The organism is Pseudoclavibacter helvolus, assembly GCF_049707175.1.
Lineage (GTDB): Bacteria > Actinomycetota > Actinomycetes > Actinomycetales > Microbacteriaceae > Pseudoclavibacter > Pseudoclavibacter helvolus_A.
The window spans coordinates 23,129-39,990 of the sequence record NZ_JBNAFM010000016.1 but is presented as its reverse complement, the minus strand read 5'-3'; the positions used below and the strand labels follow the sequence as shown (position 1 = coordinate 39,990).

Annotated in this window: 14 protein-coding genes; 5 read left to right on the top strand and 9 right to left on the bottom strand. The window is 68.9% G+C overall.

All coding sequences use genetic code 11. The features are described 5' to 3' along the window. Positions 1–81: 81 nt before the first annotated feature. Both ACPYN9_RS13275 and ACPYN9_RS13270 read left to right on the top strand, forming a co-directional pair. A complete protein-coding gene (locus ACPYN9_RS13275; protein ID WP_424467014.1) occupies positions 82–609 on the top strand; it encodes a hypothetical protein in 528 nt (175 codons plus the stop codon). A gap of 63 nt (positions 610–672) precedes the next feature. Beyond that, positions 673–1,065: a hypothetical protein gene (locus ACPYN9_RS13270; protein ID WP_424467013.1), complete on the top strand. Its 393-nt coding sequence runs from the start codon at positions 673–675 to the stop codon at positions 1,063–1,065. 99 nt (positions 1,066–1,164) lie between these two features. Here the strand turns inward: ACPYN9_RS13270 and ACPYN9_RS13265 are convergent, their stop codons facing one another. Further along, positions 1,165–2,496 (bottom strand): NAD(P)/FAD-dependent oxidoreductase, encoded by a 1,332-nt coding sequence (locus tag ACPYN9_RS13265; protein ID WP_424467012.1) that lies wholly within the window; start codon positions 2,494–2,496, stop codon positions 1,165–1,167. Positions 2,497–2,579: 83 nt separating this feature from the next. Between ACPYN9_RS13265 and ACPYN9_RS13260 the strand changes: the two genes are divergently transcribed. Next, entirely contained in the window at positions 2,580–3,731 is a 1,152-nt protein-coding gene (locus ACPYN9_RS13260) for a glycerate kinase (protein WP_424467011.1), read from the top strand. A 196-nt stretch (positions 3,732–3,927) separates the two neighbouring features. Here ACPYN9_RS13260 and ACPYN9_RS13255 read toward each other — a convergent pair whose 3' ends face one another. Beyond that, positions 3,928–4,443, bottom strand: a complete 516-nt coding sequence (locus ACPYN9_RS13255; RefSeq protein ID WP_424467010.1) for an O-acetyl-ADP-ribose deacetylase — start codon at positions 4,441–4,443, stop codon at positions 3,928–3,930. A gap of 217 nt (positions 4,444–4,660) precedes the next feature. Here ACPYN9_RS13255 and ACPYN9_RS13250 point away from each other — a divergent pair, with 217 nt between their 5' ends. Continuing rightward, a complete protein-coding gene (locus tag ACPYN9_RS13250) occupies positions 4,661–6,271 on the top strand; it encodes an L-lactate permease (RefSeq protein WP_424467064.1) in 1,611 nt (536 codons plus the stop codon). A gap of 128 nt (positions 6,272–6,399) precedes the next feature. On the opposite strand, the gene ACPYN9_RS13245 is transcribed toward ACPYN9_RS13250, so the two are convergent. The 6 genes from ACPYN9_RS13245 to ACPYN9_RS13220 all read right to left on the bottom strand — a co-directional run bounded on the left by ACPYN9_RS13245 (position 6,400) and on the right by ACPYN9_RS13220 (position 14,910). Further along, a complete protein-coding gene (locus ACPYN9_RS13245) occupies positions 6,400–6,801 on the bottom strand; it encodes a VOC family protein (protein ID WP_424467009.1) in 402 nt (133 codons plus the stop codon). 363 nt (positions 6,802–7,164) lie between these two features. Then, entirely contained in the window at positions 7,165–10,209 is a 3,045-nt protein-coding gene (locus tag ACPYN9_RS13240; protein ID WP_424467008.1) for an alpha-mannosidase, read from the bottom strand. 101 nt (positions 10,210–10,310) lie between these two features. Continuing rightward, positions 10,311–11,117 (bottom strand): carbohydrate ABC transporter permease, encoded by an 807-nt coding sequence (locus ACPYN9_RS13235; protein WP_424467063.1) that lies wholly within the window; start codon positions 11,115–11,117, stop codon positions 10,311–10,313. A gap of 112 nt (positions 11,118–11,229) precedes the next feature. Further along, positions 11,230–12,174, bottom strand: a complete 945-nt coding sequence (locus ACPYN9_RS13230; protein ID WP_424467007.1) for a carbohydrate ABC transporter permease — start codon at positions 12,172–12,174, stop codon at positions 11,230–11,232. Further along, positions 12,174–13,535 carry an extracellular solute-binding protein gene (locus ACPYN9_RS13225; RefSeq protein WP_424467006.1) on the bottom strand — a complete coding sequence of 454 codons (1,362 nt, stop codon included), beginning with the start codon at positions 13,533–13,535 and terminating at the stop codon, positions 12,174–12,176. Before ACPYN9_RS13225 ends, ACPYN9_RS13230 begins: the two co-directional genes overlap by 1 nt. Before the next feature lie 139 nt (positions 13,536–13,674). Further along, positions 13,675–14,910 (bottom strand): ROK family transcriptional regulator, encoded by a 1,236-nt coding sequence (locus tag ACPYN9_RS13220; RefSeq protein WP_424467005.1) that lies wholly within the window; start codon positions 14,908–14,910, stop codon positions 13,675–13,677. 201 nt (positions 14,911–15,111) lie between these two features. Here ACPYN9_RS13220 and ACPYN9_RS13215 point away from each other — a divergent pair, with 201 nt between their 5' ends. Further along, positions 15,112–15,774 (top strand): carbonic anhydrase, encoded by a 663-nt coding sequence (locus ACPYN9_RS13215; protein ID WP_424467004.1) that lies wholly within the window; start codon positions 15,112–15,114, stop codon positions 15,772–15,774. Between the two features lie 100 nt (positions 15,775–15,874). On the opposite strand, the gene ACPYN9_RS13210 is transcribed toward ACPYN9_RS13215, so the two are convergent. Further along, entirely contained in the window at positions 15,875–16,849 is a 975-nt protein-coding gene (locus tag ACPYN9_RS13210; RefSeq protein ID WP_424467003.1) for a zinc-binding metallopeptidase family protein, read from the bottom strand. Between the last annotated feature and the right edge of the window lie 13 nt (positions 16,850–16,862).

The window sequence follows — 16,862 nt, the reverse complement described above, 5'->3', positions numbered from 1 at the left end:
CAGCCTCCTAGGGTCGAAGACGTCGGGCCATAACCGGCAGTCACGCAACATGCACTCGATGAGCACACTCACGGAGGAATCATGAAGCTGAAGAACACCGTCACCCTGGCCACATCCATCGTCGTCGCTGGAGCCCTCGGCGTCGCGGGCAGCACCGCCGCGAACGCCGCCCAAGCACCAGTCGCCACCGTCGCGGCAAGCGCCGCCGACAGCGCCGGATACTCGCAAGAGGCCTTCGCGGCCGAGGTCGAGTACACGGCATCCCTCAGCCCGGAGCAGCAGGACGCACGAGTCGAGCAACTCCTCGCCGAAGCCAACGCGGACGCGGCTGGTGACGAGAGTCGCGCCGCCGTCCCCCTGATTCCCTTCGCGGTCGTTGCCGCGTGCATCGGCTCGGCAGGCTACGGCGCGTACTCGAGCTACAAGTCGGGCGACCCGGTCGACTTCATCGCCCAGACCGTCATCGGCTGCATCCCGTTCGGCGCGGCCGCGAAGCCAGTCGTCGTGACGCTCATCAACGCCAACAAGCCGCTTGTCATCTCGGGCCTGAAGGCGCTCGGCCTTGGCGCGAACTCGGCCCTCATTCTCGCGCTCGGCGGCGAGAGCTAAACCGAACTGGGCAGCACCGCGGCGCTCAGCCGCATCGGCGACGACCAAGCAGAGGAGTCCAACATGAACGGCAACACCCAACCGCGCGGCGGCAGCTGGCTCGCCCTCGCTGCAGCGGCCGCCTTCCTCATCGGCACCAGTGCCGCGTCGGCAGTGCACAGCACCGCGGGGTGGGCGGACACCCTCCTCGCGGGCCCCGTCGTGATCTCCGCCATCCTGTTCGCGGCAACCGCCTGGGTGGCGCGCGCTCGGCCGGCCGCCGCCACGGTGCGCTCTGGGCTCACGTACTTCGTGATCGCGGTCGCGGCGAGCGTCGCGCTCGCCGGGGTCTTCGCGTGGACGTCGCTCGACGCACGCCTGCTGCTGTACGTGCTTCCGCTCGGCGCAGCGATGCAGCTCGCGCAGCTCGGCCGATCGCTCTCCGAGGAGCGCGTGCGCCGCACCGTCAGCGGCTGACGCCCGCCGTCTCGCGCACGAACGCCCGGCAGAGGTCACGCTCTGCCGGGCGTTCGCCCGCGCGGCCCGTGCGCCCCGCGTGGCGCGCGCGAACGCTGGTCAGCGGATGCGCGTGCGCAGCTCGTCGGTCGACGTCACGCCGTCATCGATGACCGATCGGGCGGCGTCGCGGAGTGCCTCGTCCTCGCCCACATCCCAAAGCAGCACCCCGACGGGCGCCCCGGATTTGTCACGGAAGTAGAGCACGCGACTCTCGTCGGACTCGCCCGACTCCGGCAGCTCCGCCTCGAGCACATCGAGCTCGGGGTCGAGCGTGCCGACGGCCTCCCACCTGGTGCCGAAGACCATCGAATAGAAGTAGGGCGTATGCGAGTAGGGCTCCGCCGACCCCGCCATGGAGCGGCCCGCGGCGGCACCCATCTCGTTGGCGTTGTCGACGTGCTCGACCCGAGTTTGCCCGAGCACCGGGTCTGGGTAGACGGCGATGTCACCGGCCGCCCAGATCGACGGGTCGATGGTGCGCAGCTGCGCGTCGACGACCACCCCGCCCTCGTCGACGACCAGCCCCGACTCCTCCGCCAGGTCGACCACGGCCGTGGCCCCGAGCCCGAAGACGACGAAATCCGCCTCGGTTTCGGCGCCGTTGTCGAAGACCACGGTCACGCCCGCCGGCGAGGTCTCGGGGGAGTCCGATGCGCTCGCGGGAGTGTCCGCCGCTGCGTCAGCGTCTGCGTGTTCTGCAGTTGCATCCGCTGCATCCGCTGCATCCGCTGCCTCATCAAACGGGGCCCGCACCTCGGCGCGCACCCCTTCGACCCGGCGCCCGGGCACGAGCCCGACCCCGTGCTCGACGAACAGCTCCTGGAACCGCTCGGCGAGCGCCGGCGGGAAGGTGGACGCGCCGAGTACCTCGTCGGGGAACACGAGGTCGACCTCGACGTCGTTCTGGGCGAGGGCGGCCGCGATCTCGGTGCCGATGTACCCGCCACCGACGACGACGGCGTGGGCGCCGTCTTCGCTCAGTTCGCGCAGCCTGCGGTAGTCGCTCGCTGAGCGGAAGAAGAGGATGCGGGAGCTGTCTGGCACGTCGATCTCGATGGGCTTCGACCCGGTCGCGAGGAGCAGCTTGCCGTAGGACACCGTGTCGCCGCCGTCGGTCGTGACGGTCTTCGCTTCGCGGTCGATGCCGGTGACGAGCGTGCTGAGCGTGATCTCGGCGCCCGTCGCGTCGCTCGTGCCGAGCGGCGTCTGGTCCCAGGTGAAGTCGGGGTCGACCCAGAGCTTCTTCGACAAAGCTGGCCGCGCGTACGGTTCGTCGACGTCGGCGCTCAGGATGCCGATCGTGCCCGTGTCGTCCAGTTCCCGGATGCCGCGGGCCGCCGCGTCCGCCACCATTCCGCCGCCGATGATCAGGTAGTCGTATGCGCTCATGACCACGAGGCTACGAAGCGAGATCGGGCGAGGGCTGGGAGGGCTTCACGAGTGCGGTCCGTGTCAGCGCCTAGATTGGTGCCATGCAGCGCCGCACCGTCATCGCACCGGACTCGTTCAAGGGCACCGCCTCGGCGGCCGAGGTCGCCGCAGCGATTAGGCGGGGGTGGTTGAGGGCCAGGCCCGGCGACGACTGCGTCGAGGTGCCGATGGCCGACGGCGGCGAGGGCACGACGGCGGCGATCGCGGGCTCGGTTTCCGGCGCGCGGGTGGTGAGCGTGCCGGTTGAGGGCCCTATCGGGGTGCCGGTGGATGCGGAGCTCGTCGAGCTGCCGGACGGCACGTGGGTGGTCGAGCTCGCCGAGACGAGCGGCATCGCGCTCCTTGACGGCGTCGACCGCGACACGGCGTTCCGCGCCTCGACGATCGGGCTCGGGCAGGCGATCCGGTACGCGAGCGAGCACGGGGCGACGCGTGTGCTCGTCGGGCTCGGGAGCAGCGCATCCACCGACGGCGGCGCTGGAATGCTCACTGCGCTCGGTGTGCAATTCCTGGATGCGCACGGCGCTGAGATTCCACTCGGGAACGGCGGCCTGCACGCGCTGGAGAGCGTCGATCTCTCCGGGCTGGTGCCGCTGCCCGCCGACGGCCTCGTCGCGCTGACCGACGTCGTGAACCCGCTCTTCGGCGAGCTCGGCGCTGCCGCCGTCTTCGGGCCGCAGAAGGGCGCGTTACCCGAGGACGTCTCCGCGCTCGACGCCGGGCTCGCGCGCCTGGCCCAGGTGCTGGACAGTGCGCCGGAAGCGAGCGGAGACGTGCTCGCGCTCGCCACCGAGCCGGGTTCCGGTGCCGCGGGTGGGACGGGCTTCGGTCTGCTCGCGATCGGGGCCGAGCTCTCCGCAGGCGCCGTGGCCGTCGCCGAGGCGGTCGGCCTGCGTGAACTGCTCCGCGGGGCCGACCTCGTGATCACGGGCGAGGGGAGCTTCGACGCGCAGTCCGAGGCGGGCAAGGTCCCGTCACTCGTGCGCAGGCTGGCGCAGGAGGAGGGCGCGCGGTTCGGCGTCATCGCCGGCCGAGTTGGCCTCGGGGTCGAGGAACGTGCGGCGCTCGCTCAGGGCGGCGTGAGCATCCTCTCGCTGTCCGAGCTCGCGGGCTCAGGGCAGCGCGCCATGGACGCGACGCTCGACTGGCTCGAGGTCGCGGGGGAGCGGATGGCGCGCGCGGTCGAGTTGTGAGCGCGGCAGTGGGGCTCGAGGTCTGAGGCCTGCGGTTTGAGGTTTGAGGTCTCCGGTCTGAGGTTTGAGGCCCCGGGGTCAGGAGCCAGGGCAAAGGGGAGGGGTGTGTTCCTACAGATCCACTGAACACTGTTCAGTGGATTCGCGAGATGACACATCCCCTCCACGTCAGATCCCCTCAACGACAGAGGTGACATCAGGCGCCCGTCGCGCGATCGCGAATCGCGTTCTCCACGAGGGCGAGGATCTCCGGATCGCGCGCGACGATGCGCACCTCATCGACGTGCGTGCCCGAGCCTGCGATGGTGTCAACTGCGGCGGCGATCGCGTCGTCGAGCGGCCACGCGTAGATGCCGGCGCTGACGAGCGGGAACGCGACCGAGGTGGCGCCCAGCTCGTCGGCGACCTCGAGCGAGCGCCGATAGCAGGAGGTGAGGAGCGCGCGGTCGCGCTGGCCAGAGTCGTAGTCGGGCCCGACGGTGTGGATGACCCACCGCGCCTTCATGTCGCCCGCGGTCGTGTATCCGGCGTCGCCGGTCGCCAGCCCGTCGGGGAACCTCTCGATGCAGTCTTGCAGCACCGCTGGCCCGCCCGCGCGGTGGATGGCGCCGTCGACCCCGCCGCCGCCGCGCATCCCGGTGTTGGCTGCGTTCACGACCGCGTCGACGTCCTGCTCAGTGATGTCACCCAGAACTGCAATGATGCGCGTCATGCGAGCAGTCTCGCAGGCAGGGGATGTGAGCGCGAAAAGGGCGGGGAACGCTAGCGCTGGCCGCGTCGGATCCCGGACGCGAATGCGTCCAGCGCGCGCGAGACGGCGGCGCCCGCGCCACGAAACGCTCGCCCAGTGACACCCGCGGCCACTACTCTGACCATCAGAGCCGGTCCAGTACCCGCGGCGAACGGAGCCTCCCGTGATCATTCAAGAGTTGTGGATGCAGAACACCGATCCGTTCGGGAACCCGTGGCTCTCAGCGCTGGTCGCCGCCATCCCCATCGTCATCTTCCTCGTCTGCCTCACCACGCTGAAGATGAAAGGGATGCTCGCGGCGAGCATCGCCGTCGTCGCCGAGATCGTCGTCGCGCTCCTCGCGTTCGGGATGCCCGCCACAGCCGTCGCAGGGTCCGGGCTTCTCGGCATCCTCACCGCCATCTGGCCGATCGCCTACATCATCGTCATGGCCGTGTGGCTCTACCGCCTCGCCGTCGCCAGCGGACGCTTCGACGTGATCCGAGCATCCATCTCCGGCATCTCGCCGGACCAGCGCATCCAAGTGCTACTCATCAGCTTCGCCTTCGGCGCCTTCCTCGAAGGCGCCGCCGGCTTCGGCGTGCCCATCGCGATCTGCGCGGCCCTCCTCGTGCAGCTCGGGTTCAAACCCGTCAAGGCGGCGATGCTGTCTCTTGTCGCCAACGTCGCCGCCGGCGCCTACGGGGCCATCGGCATCCCCGTCATCGTCGGGGCGCAGGTCGCCGGCGTCGAAGTGCTCGAGATGTCCCGCACCATGATGCTGCTCCTGCAGCCGCTGACCTTCCTCGTGCCGTTCCTGCTGGTGCTCATCCTCGACGGCATGCGAGGACTCCGCGAAACCTGGCCCGCCACGCTCATCGTGAGCGTCGTCTTCAGCGGCGTCCAAGCCGCAGTGCTCTGGTTCCTCGGGCCCGAGCTGGCCGACCTCGGCTCCGGGCTCGCCGCGATGCTCGCGCTCTTCGCCTTCGGTCGCGTGTGGCAACCGAAGCGCATCTTCCTCGAAGGCGGGGGAGAGGCGCCGGCGATCGAGCGCCACAGCCTGCGCGAGATCGGCGTCGCCTGGAGCCCCTTCTACATCCTCACCGCCCTCATCCTGGTGTGGAGCATCCCGGCCTTCAAGCAACTCTTCGCCGCCGACGGCCCACTCGCCGCCGCCGTCATCAAGGTCCCCATCCCCGGTCTCACGGGCCAGATCACGCTCCCCAGCGGCGACCTCGTCGCCAGCACCTGGGACTTCGCACCCGTCAGCGCGACCGGCACCGCCATCCTGCTCGCCGTCATCGTCTCGTTCCTCACCACCCCAAGCCTCAAGGCGGCCGACCTCTGGGGTGAGCTCGCCGCGACCCTCCGCGAGCTGTGGCAGGCGCTCGTACTGATCGCGCTCATCCTGGTGCTCGCCAACATCGCGAACTACTCGGGCGGGTCCGCGAGCATCGGCGGGGCGCTCTCCGCGGCTGGTCCCTTGTTCCCGCTCCTTGCACCGATCATCGGCTGGCTCGGCGTGTTCCTCACGGGCTCGGTCGTCAACAACAACACCCTGTTCGGGCCCCTCCAGGTCGCGACGGCCGGGCGCATCGGCGTCGCACCCGAGCTGCTCGTCGCCGCGAACACAGCAGGCGGCACCACCGCGAAGGTCATCTCGCCGCAGTCGATCGCCATCGCGGCGGGCGCCGTCGGGCTGTCCGGCCGCGAAGGCGAGATTCTCCGCAGCTCGATCGGATACAGCCTCGGGATGCTCGCCTTCATTTGCGTGTGGAGCTACACGCTCTCGGTGCTCCTGCCGGCGTAGGCACCGCATCCGCTGCTTGCCGGGTGCTTCGGGCCTCAGGGTTGTGGCGTTGTGCTGTTCCGGATGCGCGGAACCGCGTGTTGCCACAACCCTGCGCCCGTGCGCCGCCTGCGCAGAGCAGGCGCCGCCTACTTCGAGACGAAGAACTCCAGCGCGATCTGGTCTGGGTCTTTGAAACTCAGGGCGTACCCGTACGGTGCTTCGACGACGCCGCTGTGCTCAATACCGTGCTCGCTCAGGTGCCGGGCCCACGCGTCGAGCTCGTCGCGGCTCTCGACGGTGAAGCCGATGTGGTCGAGCCCGGGGGAGAACGGCGAGAAGCCGTCGGTCCCGTCGCCCTCCGCGCCGCGATCGTGCTGGGTGAGTCCGAGGTTCGTGCCGCCGGGGAGCGCGAACAGCTTCCGGTGCAGTTGCTCGTCGTCGATCTCGGTCGCCGGCTCGAAGCCGAAGACCTGCTCGTAGAAGTCGACGCTCGCGTCGAGGTCGCGCACGGTCACCGCGAGGTGATGGAAGTTCGTGAAGGTGGGCATCATCGCTCATTCCTGCGCGTGGGGGTCGCGCGCTCAGAAGGCCATTCCACACCCGTGCCGCTGGGAAGTTCCAGCATGCAGTCGCCGGGTGACAGCCGCGGGATGCACTGAGAGCCGCGGGATGCACTGAGAGTTGTGGCGAAGTGCGGTGGCGCCGCTTCCTGGGCGCACTTTCCCACAACTGTCCCGCCGGGGGAGGGAGGCCACGAGTTCTGCCGAAGGAGGGCGCCGTTTCGGCGCGCCGTCGGGCGTCGCGGCCCACGCACAGCTGTGGCGAACCGCACCCCAGGAGTCAGAGGGTGCGATTCGCCACAGCGTCGGACCGGGCGGGCAGCGCAGCCTGCGCCGCTCGGTCTCCCCAGGTCAGCTCAGAGCTGACACCCCACGGAAGCGCAGCGTGACCAGCTGGAACGGGCGCACCGAGATCGCGAGCGCGCCCTCCGCATCCACGATCGCCGTCTGGTCGACGTCTCGCTCGAGCAGGTCGGTCTCGCCGACCGACTCGAACGCGAACCCGGGCGTCACAACCGCCCGAGCCTTCGCACCGCGAGCCTCATACAAGCGGACGATCACGTCGCCGCTCCTGTCCTCCGCCAACTTCACGGCCTCGACGACAACCGCCGGGTTGTCGACCGTGAGCAGCGGATCGATGGCCTCGGACCCCGTCACCTCGCGCGGGCCGACGTTGAGTCGGTACCCCTCGGCGGCCGCATCCAGCACATCCGCGCCCACACGCACCGATGTGCGAAGCACGTGCCGACCCTGGTCGGCGTGCGGGTCGGGGAACGTCGGTGCCCGCAGCAGCGACTCGCGCACGAGCGTCGTCGTGCCGCCGCCGTCGCGCGTGGTGCGCGTCACGTCATGGCCGTACGTCGAGTCGTTCGCAACGGCCACCCCGTAGCCGGTCTCGCCGACGTGCACCCAGCGGTGCGCGCTCGTCTCGAACCGCGCCACATCCCACGACGTGTTGCGATGGATCGGCCGGTTCACGTGTCCGAACTGGATCTCCGACGACGACCGCTCGGCGTGCACGTCGAGCGGGAACGCGAGCTTCAGCAGCTTCTGTCGCTCGTGCCAGTCGACGTCGGTCGTCAGGTCGAGCGTCGGGCGGCCGGCGCTCAGCGAGAGCTCCTGCGCGAACGTGCTCGAGCCGTCCGAGCGCGAGACCCGCACGACGACCTTGTCCGATTCTTCCGAGACGACCTCGATCGAATCGACCGAGCGGATCGGGCGGCCGTGGCGCTGGTAGTGCACGTCGATGTCCCACGCGTCCCACTGCGCGGGGGTGTCGCGGTACACCCAGAGCTCGGCCGCGCGCGCGCCGACCGGCACGAGCTCGCGATCGGCGTCCACGTCGAAGAGCGACGACACCAGGCCGTTGGCGTCGATCGTGACCCGCACGAGCGAGTTGTCGAGCACGAGGTCGTCGCCGGATCGCGTGAGCGTCACGGGCGCAGGGGCTGCGTTCACGTCGGCACCGGATGCGCCTCCGCCGAGGGCGGGCACGCCGTCGACCGCGTACGGTCCCGCGTTCGCGAACAGGACCGTGTCGCCCGTTCCCGTCAGCGCGTCGAGGGCCGAGGCGATGAGCGTCTCAAGCTCGCCGGCGACGCGCTCGTAATGCTCCTCGGCGACCTGGTGCACCCAGGCGATTGAGGAACCGGGCAGGATGTCGTGGAACTGCTGCAGGAGCACCGTCTGCCACGCCGAGTCGAGCTCCGCGTACGGGTACGCGGCGCCCTCGCGGATGGCCGCCGCGGTCGCCCACAGCTCCGCCTCGCGCAGCAGGTGCTCGCTGCGGCGATTACCGCGCTTCGTGCGGGCTTGCGAGGTGTAGGTGCCGCGGTGGAACTCGAGGTAGATCTCGCCAGACCACACCGGCGGTTGCTCGAGCTCGGCCTCGGCCTGCTCGAAGAACGCCTGGGGGCTCGTCATCTCGACCGTTGGGGAACCCTCCAGGTTGCGGGTGCGCTCGGCCGCCGCGACCATCTCGCGGGTCGGTCCGCCGCCGCCGTTGCCGTAGCCGAAGGGAACAAGCGACGAGTTGGCCTCGCCCTTCTCCTTGTAGTCGCGCTGTGCCTTGTGCAGCTCCTCCTGCGAGAGCACCGAGTTGTAGGTGGCGACGGGTGGGAAGTGGGTGAAGACCTGCGAGCCGTCGATGCCCTCCCAGTTGAAGGTGTGGTGCGGCATGACGTTCGTCTCGTTCCACGACGGCTTCTGCGTGAGGAAGTACTTCGAGCCGGAAGCCTTCACGATCTGGGGCAGCGCCGCAGAGTAGCCGAAGGAGTCGGGCAGCCACACCTCAGGCGGCTCGATGCCGAATTCGCGGAGGAAGAAGCCCTTGCCAGCGACGAACTGGCGGGCCATCGCCTCGCCACCTGGGAGGTTCGTGTCCGACTCCACCCACATGCCGCCGACGGGCACGAAGCGTCCCTCGAGGACGCGCACCTTGATGCGCTCGAACAGGTCGGGGTAGTGCTCCTTCATCCACGCGAACTGCTGCGCCGACGAGCAGGCGAACAGGAAGTCGTCGTTCTCGTCCATGAGCGAGAGCACGTTCGAGAAGGTGCGGGCGCACTTGCGGATCGTCTCGCGCACGGGCCACAGCCAGGCCGAGTCGATGTGCGCGTGGCCAACCGCGACGACGTGGTGGGCGCTCGCGTGCGCGGGGGAGGCGAGGAGGGGCGCGAGCACCTCGCGGCCGGCCTTCGCCGTGGCGGAGATGTCATCGGGGTCGAGCGTGTCGATGAGGCGCTCGAGCCCGCGAAGGATCTCGGCGCGGCGTGGCTGCTCCTCGCCGAGCTCGCGCCAGAGGCCGTCGAGGGTCCACACGTCCTGCGCAAGCTCCCAGACGGGCATGTCCCGAAGAGCGATGTCGAGTACCCGCGTGCGATAGATGGGGGTGTCGCCCGAGGTGGAGAGGTCACCCATCGGGGTGGGCGCGTAGACCGACTCGCCCTGGACATCCGGGTTCGAGGCCGCCTCGATATAGAGGTCGATGCGGTCGCCGGGGCCGATCTCGAGCGGCACGGCCGTGTTGCGCGGCTCGATGGCCTTCAGGATGTGCCCCTCGGGGGTCCAGACGAGGCCCTCGGCTTGGAAGCCGGGGTGGCCGCTCACGAAGCCGAGGTCGACCAGCACCTCAACGCGTGCATCCGTCACCTCCCACTCGGCGGGAACAATGCCGGTCACGTGGAACCAGGTGGTGCCCCATGGGCGGCTCCACTCGTCGCCGATCGTGAACGGCGCGTAGGCCTGCGTGATCGCCTCGGCGAAGGGGACCGGCTCGCCAGGCACGTCCCACGACGTGACCGTGAGAGGTGCTCGCTTGCGGTAGATGGCGGGGGTGAGGCGCTCGGAGACGAACCGGCGGATGCGGAGGTCGACGAACTGCGTGGGGTCAGGCATGAGGAGCCTTTCTGCATTGGGTGGAACGTGGGAAGTTCGAGGGAATCTGGCGCGCTGGCGCCGCTCGTGCGGCACGTGCCGCGGAGCCTCGGCGGGCGGGGTCAGCCCTTCACCGCACCGGCGAGCGCGAACGAGCCGCCGCCGAGGCGGGACACAAGCACGTAGAGGGCCAGCACGGGAACGGAGTAGAGGAGCGAGAACGCGGCCAGCTGCCCGTAGGCGACCGCGCCGTACTGGCCGAAGAACGAGAAGATGCTCACGGCGGCGGGCAGCTTGTCTGGGCTCAGCAGCAGGATGAACGGGATGAAGAAGTTCCCCCACGTCTGGATGAAGACGAAGATGAAGACCACCGCGATGCCAGGCCGCATGAGCGGCACGACGATGAGTCGCAGCGTCGCCATGGCCGACGCGCCGTCGGTCCACGCCGCCTCCTCGAGGGAGACGGGCACCGAGTCCATGAAGTTCTTCATCATCCAGATGGCCATCGGCAGCGAGGTCGCGGCGAGGAACAAGATGGTGCCGAACATGTTGTCGATGAGGTTGAACGCCACGAACAGGGCGTAGACGGGCACCATCATCGCGGTGATCGGCAGGCAGGTCCCGAACAGCACCCCGTAGAGGAATGGCTTGTTGATGCGCGACTTGTACCTCGAGAGCGGATACGCGGCGAGGATGGCCGTAAGCACGGTCACGATCGCGCACCCGCCGGAGAGCACGAGGCTGTTCCAGAGCGGGATGAGGGAGATCTCGGGGGTGAGGACGGCCGCGAAGTTGGCGAGCGACGGGGCTTCCGGCCACTTCACCGAGAGCGTCGCCGTCGAGTCGAACGAGGCAAGCACCAGCCAGACGAGGGGGAGGAGGAAGACGACGCCGATGACGACGAGCACGATGTTCGCGAACCAGCGCATGGCGCGCCCGTGCGGGGCGGCGCCGCTGGTCTCGACGTAGTGGCTGCCGGTCGCGATCGACCTGGTCGTGACGGCCGGTTCGGCCGCCGTCACGGATGCGTTGGTTGACATGTCAGTCCACCTCCGGTTTGAGCGCCCTGATGTAGGCGACCGAGAAGAGTGCGCCGACCAGCAGGAGCATGGTGGCGATCGCGGTGCCGAAGCCGAGCTGGCCGAAGCGGAACGCCTCCTGGTAGGCGAGCAGCGGCAGCGTCGTGCTGTCGGTGCCCGGCCCGCCGTTGGTCATCACGAAGATGAGCGCGAAGACCGACAGCGTCTGCAGGGTGGTGAGCATGAGGTTCGTCGAGATGCTGCGGCGGATCATGGGCAGCGTGATGAGTGTGAAGCGCTGCCACCCCTTCGCACCGTCGACCTCGGCCGCTTCGGTGATCTCCGGCGGCACGTCGTTGAGTGCCGCGCGGTAGACGAGCATCGAGAACGCGGCCCCGCGCCACGTGTTGGCGAGGATGACGCTCAGGAGGGGGAGCGTGTACAGCCAGTTCGGGCCCGTGATGCCGATCGCCGCGAGCATCGTGTTGAGCGTCCCTGCGTCGCTGAAGAAGGCGTATGCGGCGAAAGCCGCGACGATCTCGGGCAGCACCCACGCGGTCACGACGATCGTGCTAACGGTGCTGCGGACGACCTTGTTGGACGACTGCATGAGCACGGCAAGGCCGAGCCCGAGCACGTTCTGCCCCAGGATCGCGGAGGCGACGAGGAAGATGAGCGTGATGAGTACCGACTTGGGGAAGTCGGGGCTCGCGAAGAGGTCGGTGTAGTTCTGGAAGCCCACGAACTCTGCGCTCGAGGCGCCGACACCGCTCAGCGAAGAGTTGGTGAAGGAGCCGTAGAACGACGAGATGACGGGGCCGAGGAGGAAGACGGCGAGGAGGCCGACGGCGGGGAGCAGCGGCACGCCTCGGGTGAAGCGCGTCATCGCCCTCCGCCGCTTCGGCGCTGGCCTCCCGGCCTCGGGAGCGCGGGGCGCCCCCGAGGCCGGTGCGAGAGTGGAGGTCATCAGCTCGACGCCGACGTCGTGTTCTCTTCGCCGACGATGCCGATGACAGCCTTGTCGTAGGCGGCCGCGGCCTCCTCGGGCGTCTGCTGTCCGGTCATGACGGCCTCCATGGCCACCGTGATCGCCGCAGAGACCTGCGAGTAGTCGGAGTTGGCGGGGCGGAAGTTCGTGTCGGGCACGAGGTCCGCGAAGAAGCCGAACGTGGGGTTGGCCTCCGTGTACTCCGGCGCCTCGGCGACGTCGGTGCGCACCGGCACCTGGCTGGCGGCCACGTCGTAGCTCAGCGAGTTCTCCTGGTTGAGGGCGAGGCTGATGAAGTCCCAGGCGGCGTCGGGGTTCTTCGTGCCCGCGCCCATGGCGAGCGTCCATCCGCCCGACATGCTCGTGACGCCCGGGTCCTGGCCGTCCTGAGTCGGCATCGGCGTGACCTGCATGACGTCGGACCACTCGGGCCACGGCTTCGAGCCCGTCTCGAGCCAAGTGCCGCTCACCCACGAGCCGTCGAGGCTCATTGCGAGCTGGCCGCTCGGGATCCAGTCGGTGTTGATGTTGGTGCCGACGTTCTTGTCGAGCGCCTCCTGCGGGGTCGGTCCGAGGCCGCCCTGGTAGATGTCGCCGACGAACTTGAGCGAGTCGATGAAGCCCTGCGAGCCGGTCACCCACTTCTGCTCGTCGGTGTTGAAGAGCTCGTCTTTGGTGCCGGTGAGCAGCATCTGGAAGCCCTGCATCGAGGCGCCTTCTGACATGGCCTTGCCGGAGTAGATGTTGAAGGGACGGATCGCAGGGTCGTAGGCCTTCACGGCCTCGGCGGCGGCGATGATGTCGTCCCAGGTCTTCGGCTCCCACGGCACCTGCACGCCTGCGGCCTTCAGGATGTCCTGGTTGTACCAGAGGGCGCGGGTGTCGGTGCCCATCGGGATCCCGTAGACCTTGCCGTCGTCGCCGAGCCCCGCCTGGCGCGCGTTCTCGGGGAACTGCTCCCAGTCGGCCCAGTCCGCGACGTAGTCGTCGAGGGGCGCGAGGTAGCCGGCCTCGACGTCGGTCTTGACCATGAACGTGTCCTCGTACATGACGTCGGGGGCCGTGGCGGGGGAGCGGTTCATGAGGGCGAGCTTCGCGAAGTAGTCGGCCTCCTGCGCTTCGATCGGGATGAGCTCGACCGTCATGCCCTCGTTGGCGGCTTCGAACTCGGCCTTGACCTTCTGCATGTGGTCGTCCATCTGCGTGAACTGCCCGAACTTCTGGTACGCAACTTTGAGGGTGTTGGAGTCGCCCCCGCCGGAGTCGCCTCCGGCGCAGGCGGACAGTGCAAGCACAGAGGCGGCGGCGACTGCCAAGACCCCGAGTGTGCGATTTTTCATGGTGCTCCCTTGCTCCACGACCGTTCTCCGTGCGGCGCGACATCGGTGTCACGCCTCGGCCTGCCTTTAAGTAAACCGATTGGACTAACTCATGTCAAGACAATCTTGCAGCCCTGTGGAGGGCGCGTGATCAGCTCGCTCAGAGGGAGATGAGGAGCGCTGAGGTGTGCGGTGCGAGCGTTTGGTCGAGCACCAGGCAACCGGCGCCAACGGCGGCGACGTCTTCGCCGATCGTGGAGTTGGGCACGAAGATCGGGTGGTGCGGGATGAGCGCGGGGTCGTTGTTCACGAGCTCCTCGATGCGGGTGCGCAGCGCCGGTTCGATGCGGCGCCAGAAGGGCCCGCCGCACACGACGGTGTCGATGTCGAGGAGGTTGATGAGGCTCACGAGCGCCCTGGCGATCTGCGCGGCGGCCGCGTCCACGACCGACTTGGCAGCAGTCTCCCCACGCACGGCGGCGGCCGCGAACGCGGTGAAGAGCCGGTCGACCTCGTCGAAGTCCGAGCGGTCGACGGCAGCCTCACCCGGGAGGGCGCCGACCCGAACGGCGTGCCGAACGAGCCGGTGCGGCACGACCAGCTCGCCGACGCAGCCGCGCCGCCCGCACGAGCAGACGGGGCCCTCCGCCTGCACCATGATGTGCCCGAGGTCGCCGGCGTTGTCGCTCGCCCCCCGCAGCACCTCGTGGTTGATGACGAGCCCGATGCCGATGCCGGTGCCGTAGTAGAGAAACGCGAAGTTGTCGCGGCGGGGCCCGGAATCGAGCCACAGCTCGGCGACCGCCGCGGCCGTCACGTCCTTCTCGAGCACGACAGGAAACCCGGTCGCCTCGCTGAGCGCGTCGCGAAGGGGCACGGATTCCCAGCCATCGAGCATGGGTGGGTCGAGCACGACGCCCCGCGCCGAGTCGAGCGGGCCAGGGGCCGCGATGCCGACGCCAAGCACCCGATCGCGGGGAATACCCGCTCGGTCGAGGATGGCGGCGATCTCGGTCGTCATGTCGGCGATCACGACGCCAGGGTCCGGCTCGGTGGGTGTGCGCGTGCGGTGGTCGGTGACGACGGCGCCGGCCAGGTCGAGCACCGCATAGGTGATCACGGTCGGGTCGAGGTGCACTCCGACGGCGTAGCGGCTGGTCGCGTCGAGGTGAAGTCGGGTCCGTGGCTTGCCTGGCCCGGTGATGAGGCGTTCGCCCTCCCGCACGAGGCCGCCATCGATGAGCCGGCGGGTCACGTTCGACACCGTCTGGGCGGAGAGGCCGCTCGCCTGGGCGACTTCCACGCGGCTCACCCCGTCGGGGGAGCGGCGGATGAAGTCGAGAATGACGGCTTGGTTGTAGTCGCCGACAGCGAGCAGGTTGTGTCCACGGCGCATGCGTGACCTCCCGTCGGCCTGATCTTGGGAACTGACGTTCTCACATTTTTCGAGCGGGTGTGGGCGGAACGCGACGCATCGCAGGAATCGCCCGCTCAGAGGGTGAGTACGCTTGAACGGCGCGGCGGCCCCGAACGCGGCGCGCGCATCCGGCAGCGGATGCACGAAAGCAGTCACAGGTTTCAGCACGAAGGAGCAACGATGGCGGCAGCACGAGTCACACCGCAGCAGGCGTGGGACGACCTCGTCCAGGGCAACGAGCGGTTCATCAAGGGCGACCTCCTCCACCCGCAGCAGAGCGCGGCGCGACGCACCGAGATTTCCGGCAGCCAGGCGCCCAACGCGGCGTTCCTCGGTTGCTCAGACTCGCGCGTCGCGGCCGAGATCCTCTTCGACTGCGGCCTCGGCGACCTCTTCGTCGCCCGTAACATGGGCCAGATCGCCAACGAGAACACGACGGCGACCATGGAGTTCGCGGTCGCCGAGCTGGGCGTGGCCGTCATCGTCGTGCTCGCCCACGGCTCCTGCGGAGCGGTCAAGGCCGCGATCAACCAGACGACCGCACACCCGCGCGACGTGACCCCCGCCATCAAGGACGAGCTCGCGCGCATCCAGCCGTCGGTGCAGGAGGAATGGTTCACCAGCGACAAGTCCAGCCCTTACGTGGACGAGTCGCAGATCGACGCCGACGCCGTCGGCCGCCGCCACCTCTACTCGACGATCAACGCGCTCGTCCGCAGCTCGCGCGTCATCAGCGACGCGGTCGCGAGCGGCAAGCTCAGCATCGTCGGCTGCCAGTACGAGCTCTCCGACGGGCGCGTCGCCCCGGTGACCGCGATCGGCCAGCTCTCCATCACGCGCTAGCCGAGAGGTCGCCGTGCGTGCGTGTCCTGCGATTCACTCCCCGGTGAGGTGAGGCGCAGGATGCGTGCGCTCGACCGGCGAAGGACGAGACCCCCACGCGTCAGGCGGGCAGGCGAGATGGGTCGCGCAGCGAGTGCACAAACGCGAGCTTCTCGATGACCTTGTTCGGCAGCACGAACGGGTAGAGGTCGCGCTGCCCGAGCGAGCGGTTGACGACGTTCATGGCGGTCGCGAACGGCATCCAGCTGCCGATGATCACGTCGCGCGCCGTGGCGTCAGGCTTCGGCGGGGGCAGTAGTTCGAAGGCGACGGCTGTCTCGAGGGTGTCCTGAATGTGCAGGTAGTGCGCCCAGGTCTCCGCGAAGTCCTCGTAGGGGTGCATGGTGGCGTAGCTGCTGAGGTAATCGTTCCGCCAACCCTCGGGCGGTCCTTCCTCGTAGTGGCGGTCGATCTCCGCCTGGTAGTCGGCGCGCTCGTCGCCGAAAAGCTCCCGCGCCTCGCCGATTCGGTCGGTCTGCTCGACCAGCTGCCACTCGTAGTAATGCCCGCTCTCGTGGCGGAAGTGCCCGAGCATCGTGCGGTACGGCTCGGCGAGGCGCTGGCGCACCTGCTCACGGTAGCTGTCGTCGCCCTCGGCGAGATCGATCGTGATGACGCCGTTGGCGTGGCCGATCGTGACGCTCGCTTCGACGCTGGAGAGCAGGTCGAAGACCGGAACCTGGCTGACGGTGGCGGGCTCGCCGCCGTCGCTCGACCGGGTCGCGAATCCGAGGCGGGTGAGGTCCCGCACAAGATGCCGCTTCGATTCCTCCGCAACCGGAAACAGTTTCAGGCCCTTCGCGTCAGCGTCGCTCGGGCGCGTGCGCGTCAGCTGGCAGCTCTCGCAGAGGCCGGATGCCTGCGCGGTCAGCCACGTGCATCCGGCCAGCTCAGCGTTGCTGCAGCGGCGCAGCCCTGCGTCGCGTGCCACCCCGCCGTCCTCGACGAGCACATCGTCGAGCGCGAGCACGTAGCCGAGCTTCAACGAGCATCGCTCGCAGGACACCGAGTCGAAGAAGACCTCGTTCTCGCACACATCACAGTCGAAC

What these genes read in the sequence shown, in the direction of transcription:
- ACPYN9_RS13275 (WP_424467014.1), top strand. Translation starts at nt 82, where the DNA reads ATGAAGCTGAAGAACACCGTCACCCTGGCCACATCCATCGTCGTCGCT.
- ACPYN9_RS13270 (WP_424467013.1), top strand. Translation starts at nt 673, where the DNA reads ATGAACGGCAACACCCAACCGCGCGGCGGCAGCTGGCTCGCCCTCGCT.
- ACPYN9_RS13265 (WP_424467012.1), bottom strand. Translation starts at nt 2,496, where the DNA reads ATGAGCGCATACGACTACCTGATCATCGGCGGCGGAATGGTGGCGGAC.
- ACPYN9_RS13260 (WP_424467011.1), top strand. Translation starts at nt 2,580, where the DNA reads ATGCAGCGCCGCACCGTCATCGCACCGGACTCGTTCAAGGGCACCGCC.
- ACPYN9_RS13255 (WP_424467010.1), bottom strand. Translation starts at nt 4,443, where the DNA reads ATGACGCGCATCATTGCAGTTCTGGGTGACATCACTGAGCAGGACGTC.
- ACPYN9_RS13245 (WP_424467009.1), bottom strand. Translation starts at nt 6,801, where the DNA reads ATGCCCACCTTCACGAACTTCCATCACCTCGCGGTGACCGTGCGCGAC.
- ACPYN9_RS13240 (WP_424467008.1), bottom strand. Translation starts at nt 10,209, where the DNA reads ATGCCTGACCCCACGCAGTTCGTCGACCTCCGCATCCGCCGGTTCGTC.
- ACPYN9_RS13235 (WP_424467063.1), bottom strand. Translation starts at nt 11,117, where the DNA reads ATGCGCTGGTTCGCGAACATCGTGCTCGTCGTCATCGGCGTCGTCTTC.
- ACPYN9_RS13230 (WP_424467007.1), bottom strand. Translation starts at nt 12,174, where the DNA reads ATGACCTCCACTCTCGCACCGGCCTCGGGGGCGCCCCGCGCTCCCGAG.
- ACPYN9_RS13225 (WP_424467006.1), bottom strand. Translation starts at nt 13,535, where the DNA reads ATGAAAAATCGCACACTCGGGGTCTTGGCAGTCGCCGCCGCCTCTGTG.
- ACPYN9_RS13220 (WP_424467005.1), bottom strand. Translation starts at nt 14,910, where the DNA reads ATGCGCCGTGGACACAACCTGCTCGCTGTCGGCGACTACAACCAAGCC.
- ACPYN9_RS13215 (WP_424467004.1), top strand. Translation starts at nt 15,112, where the DNA reads ATGGCGGCAGCACGAGTCACACCGCAGCAGGCGTGGGACGACCTCGTC.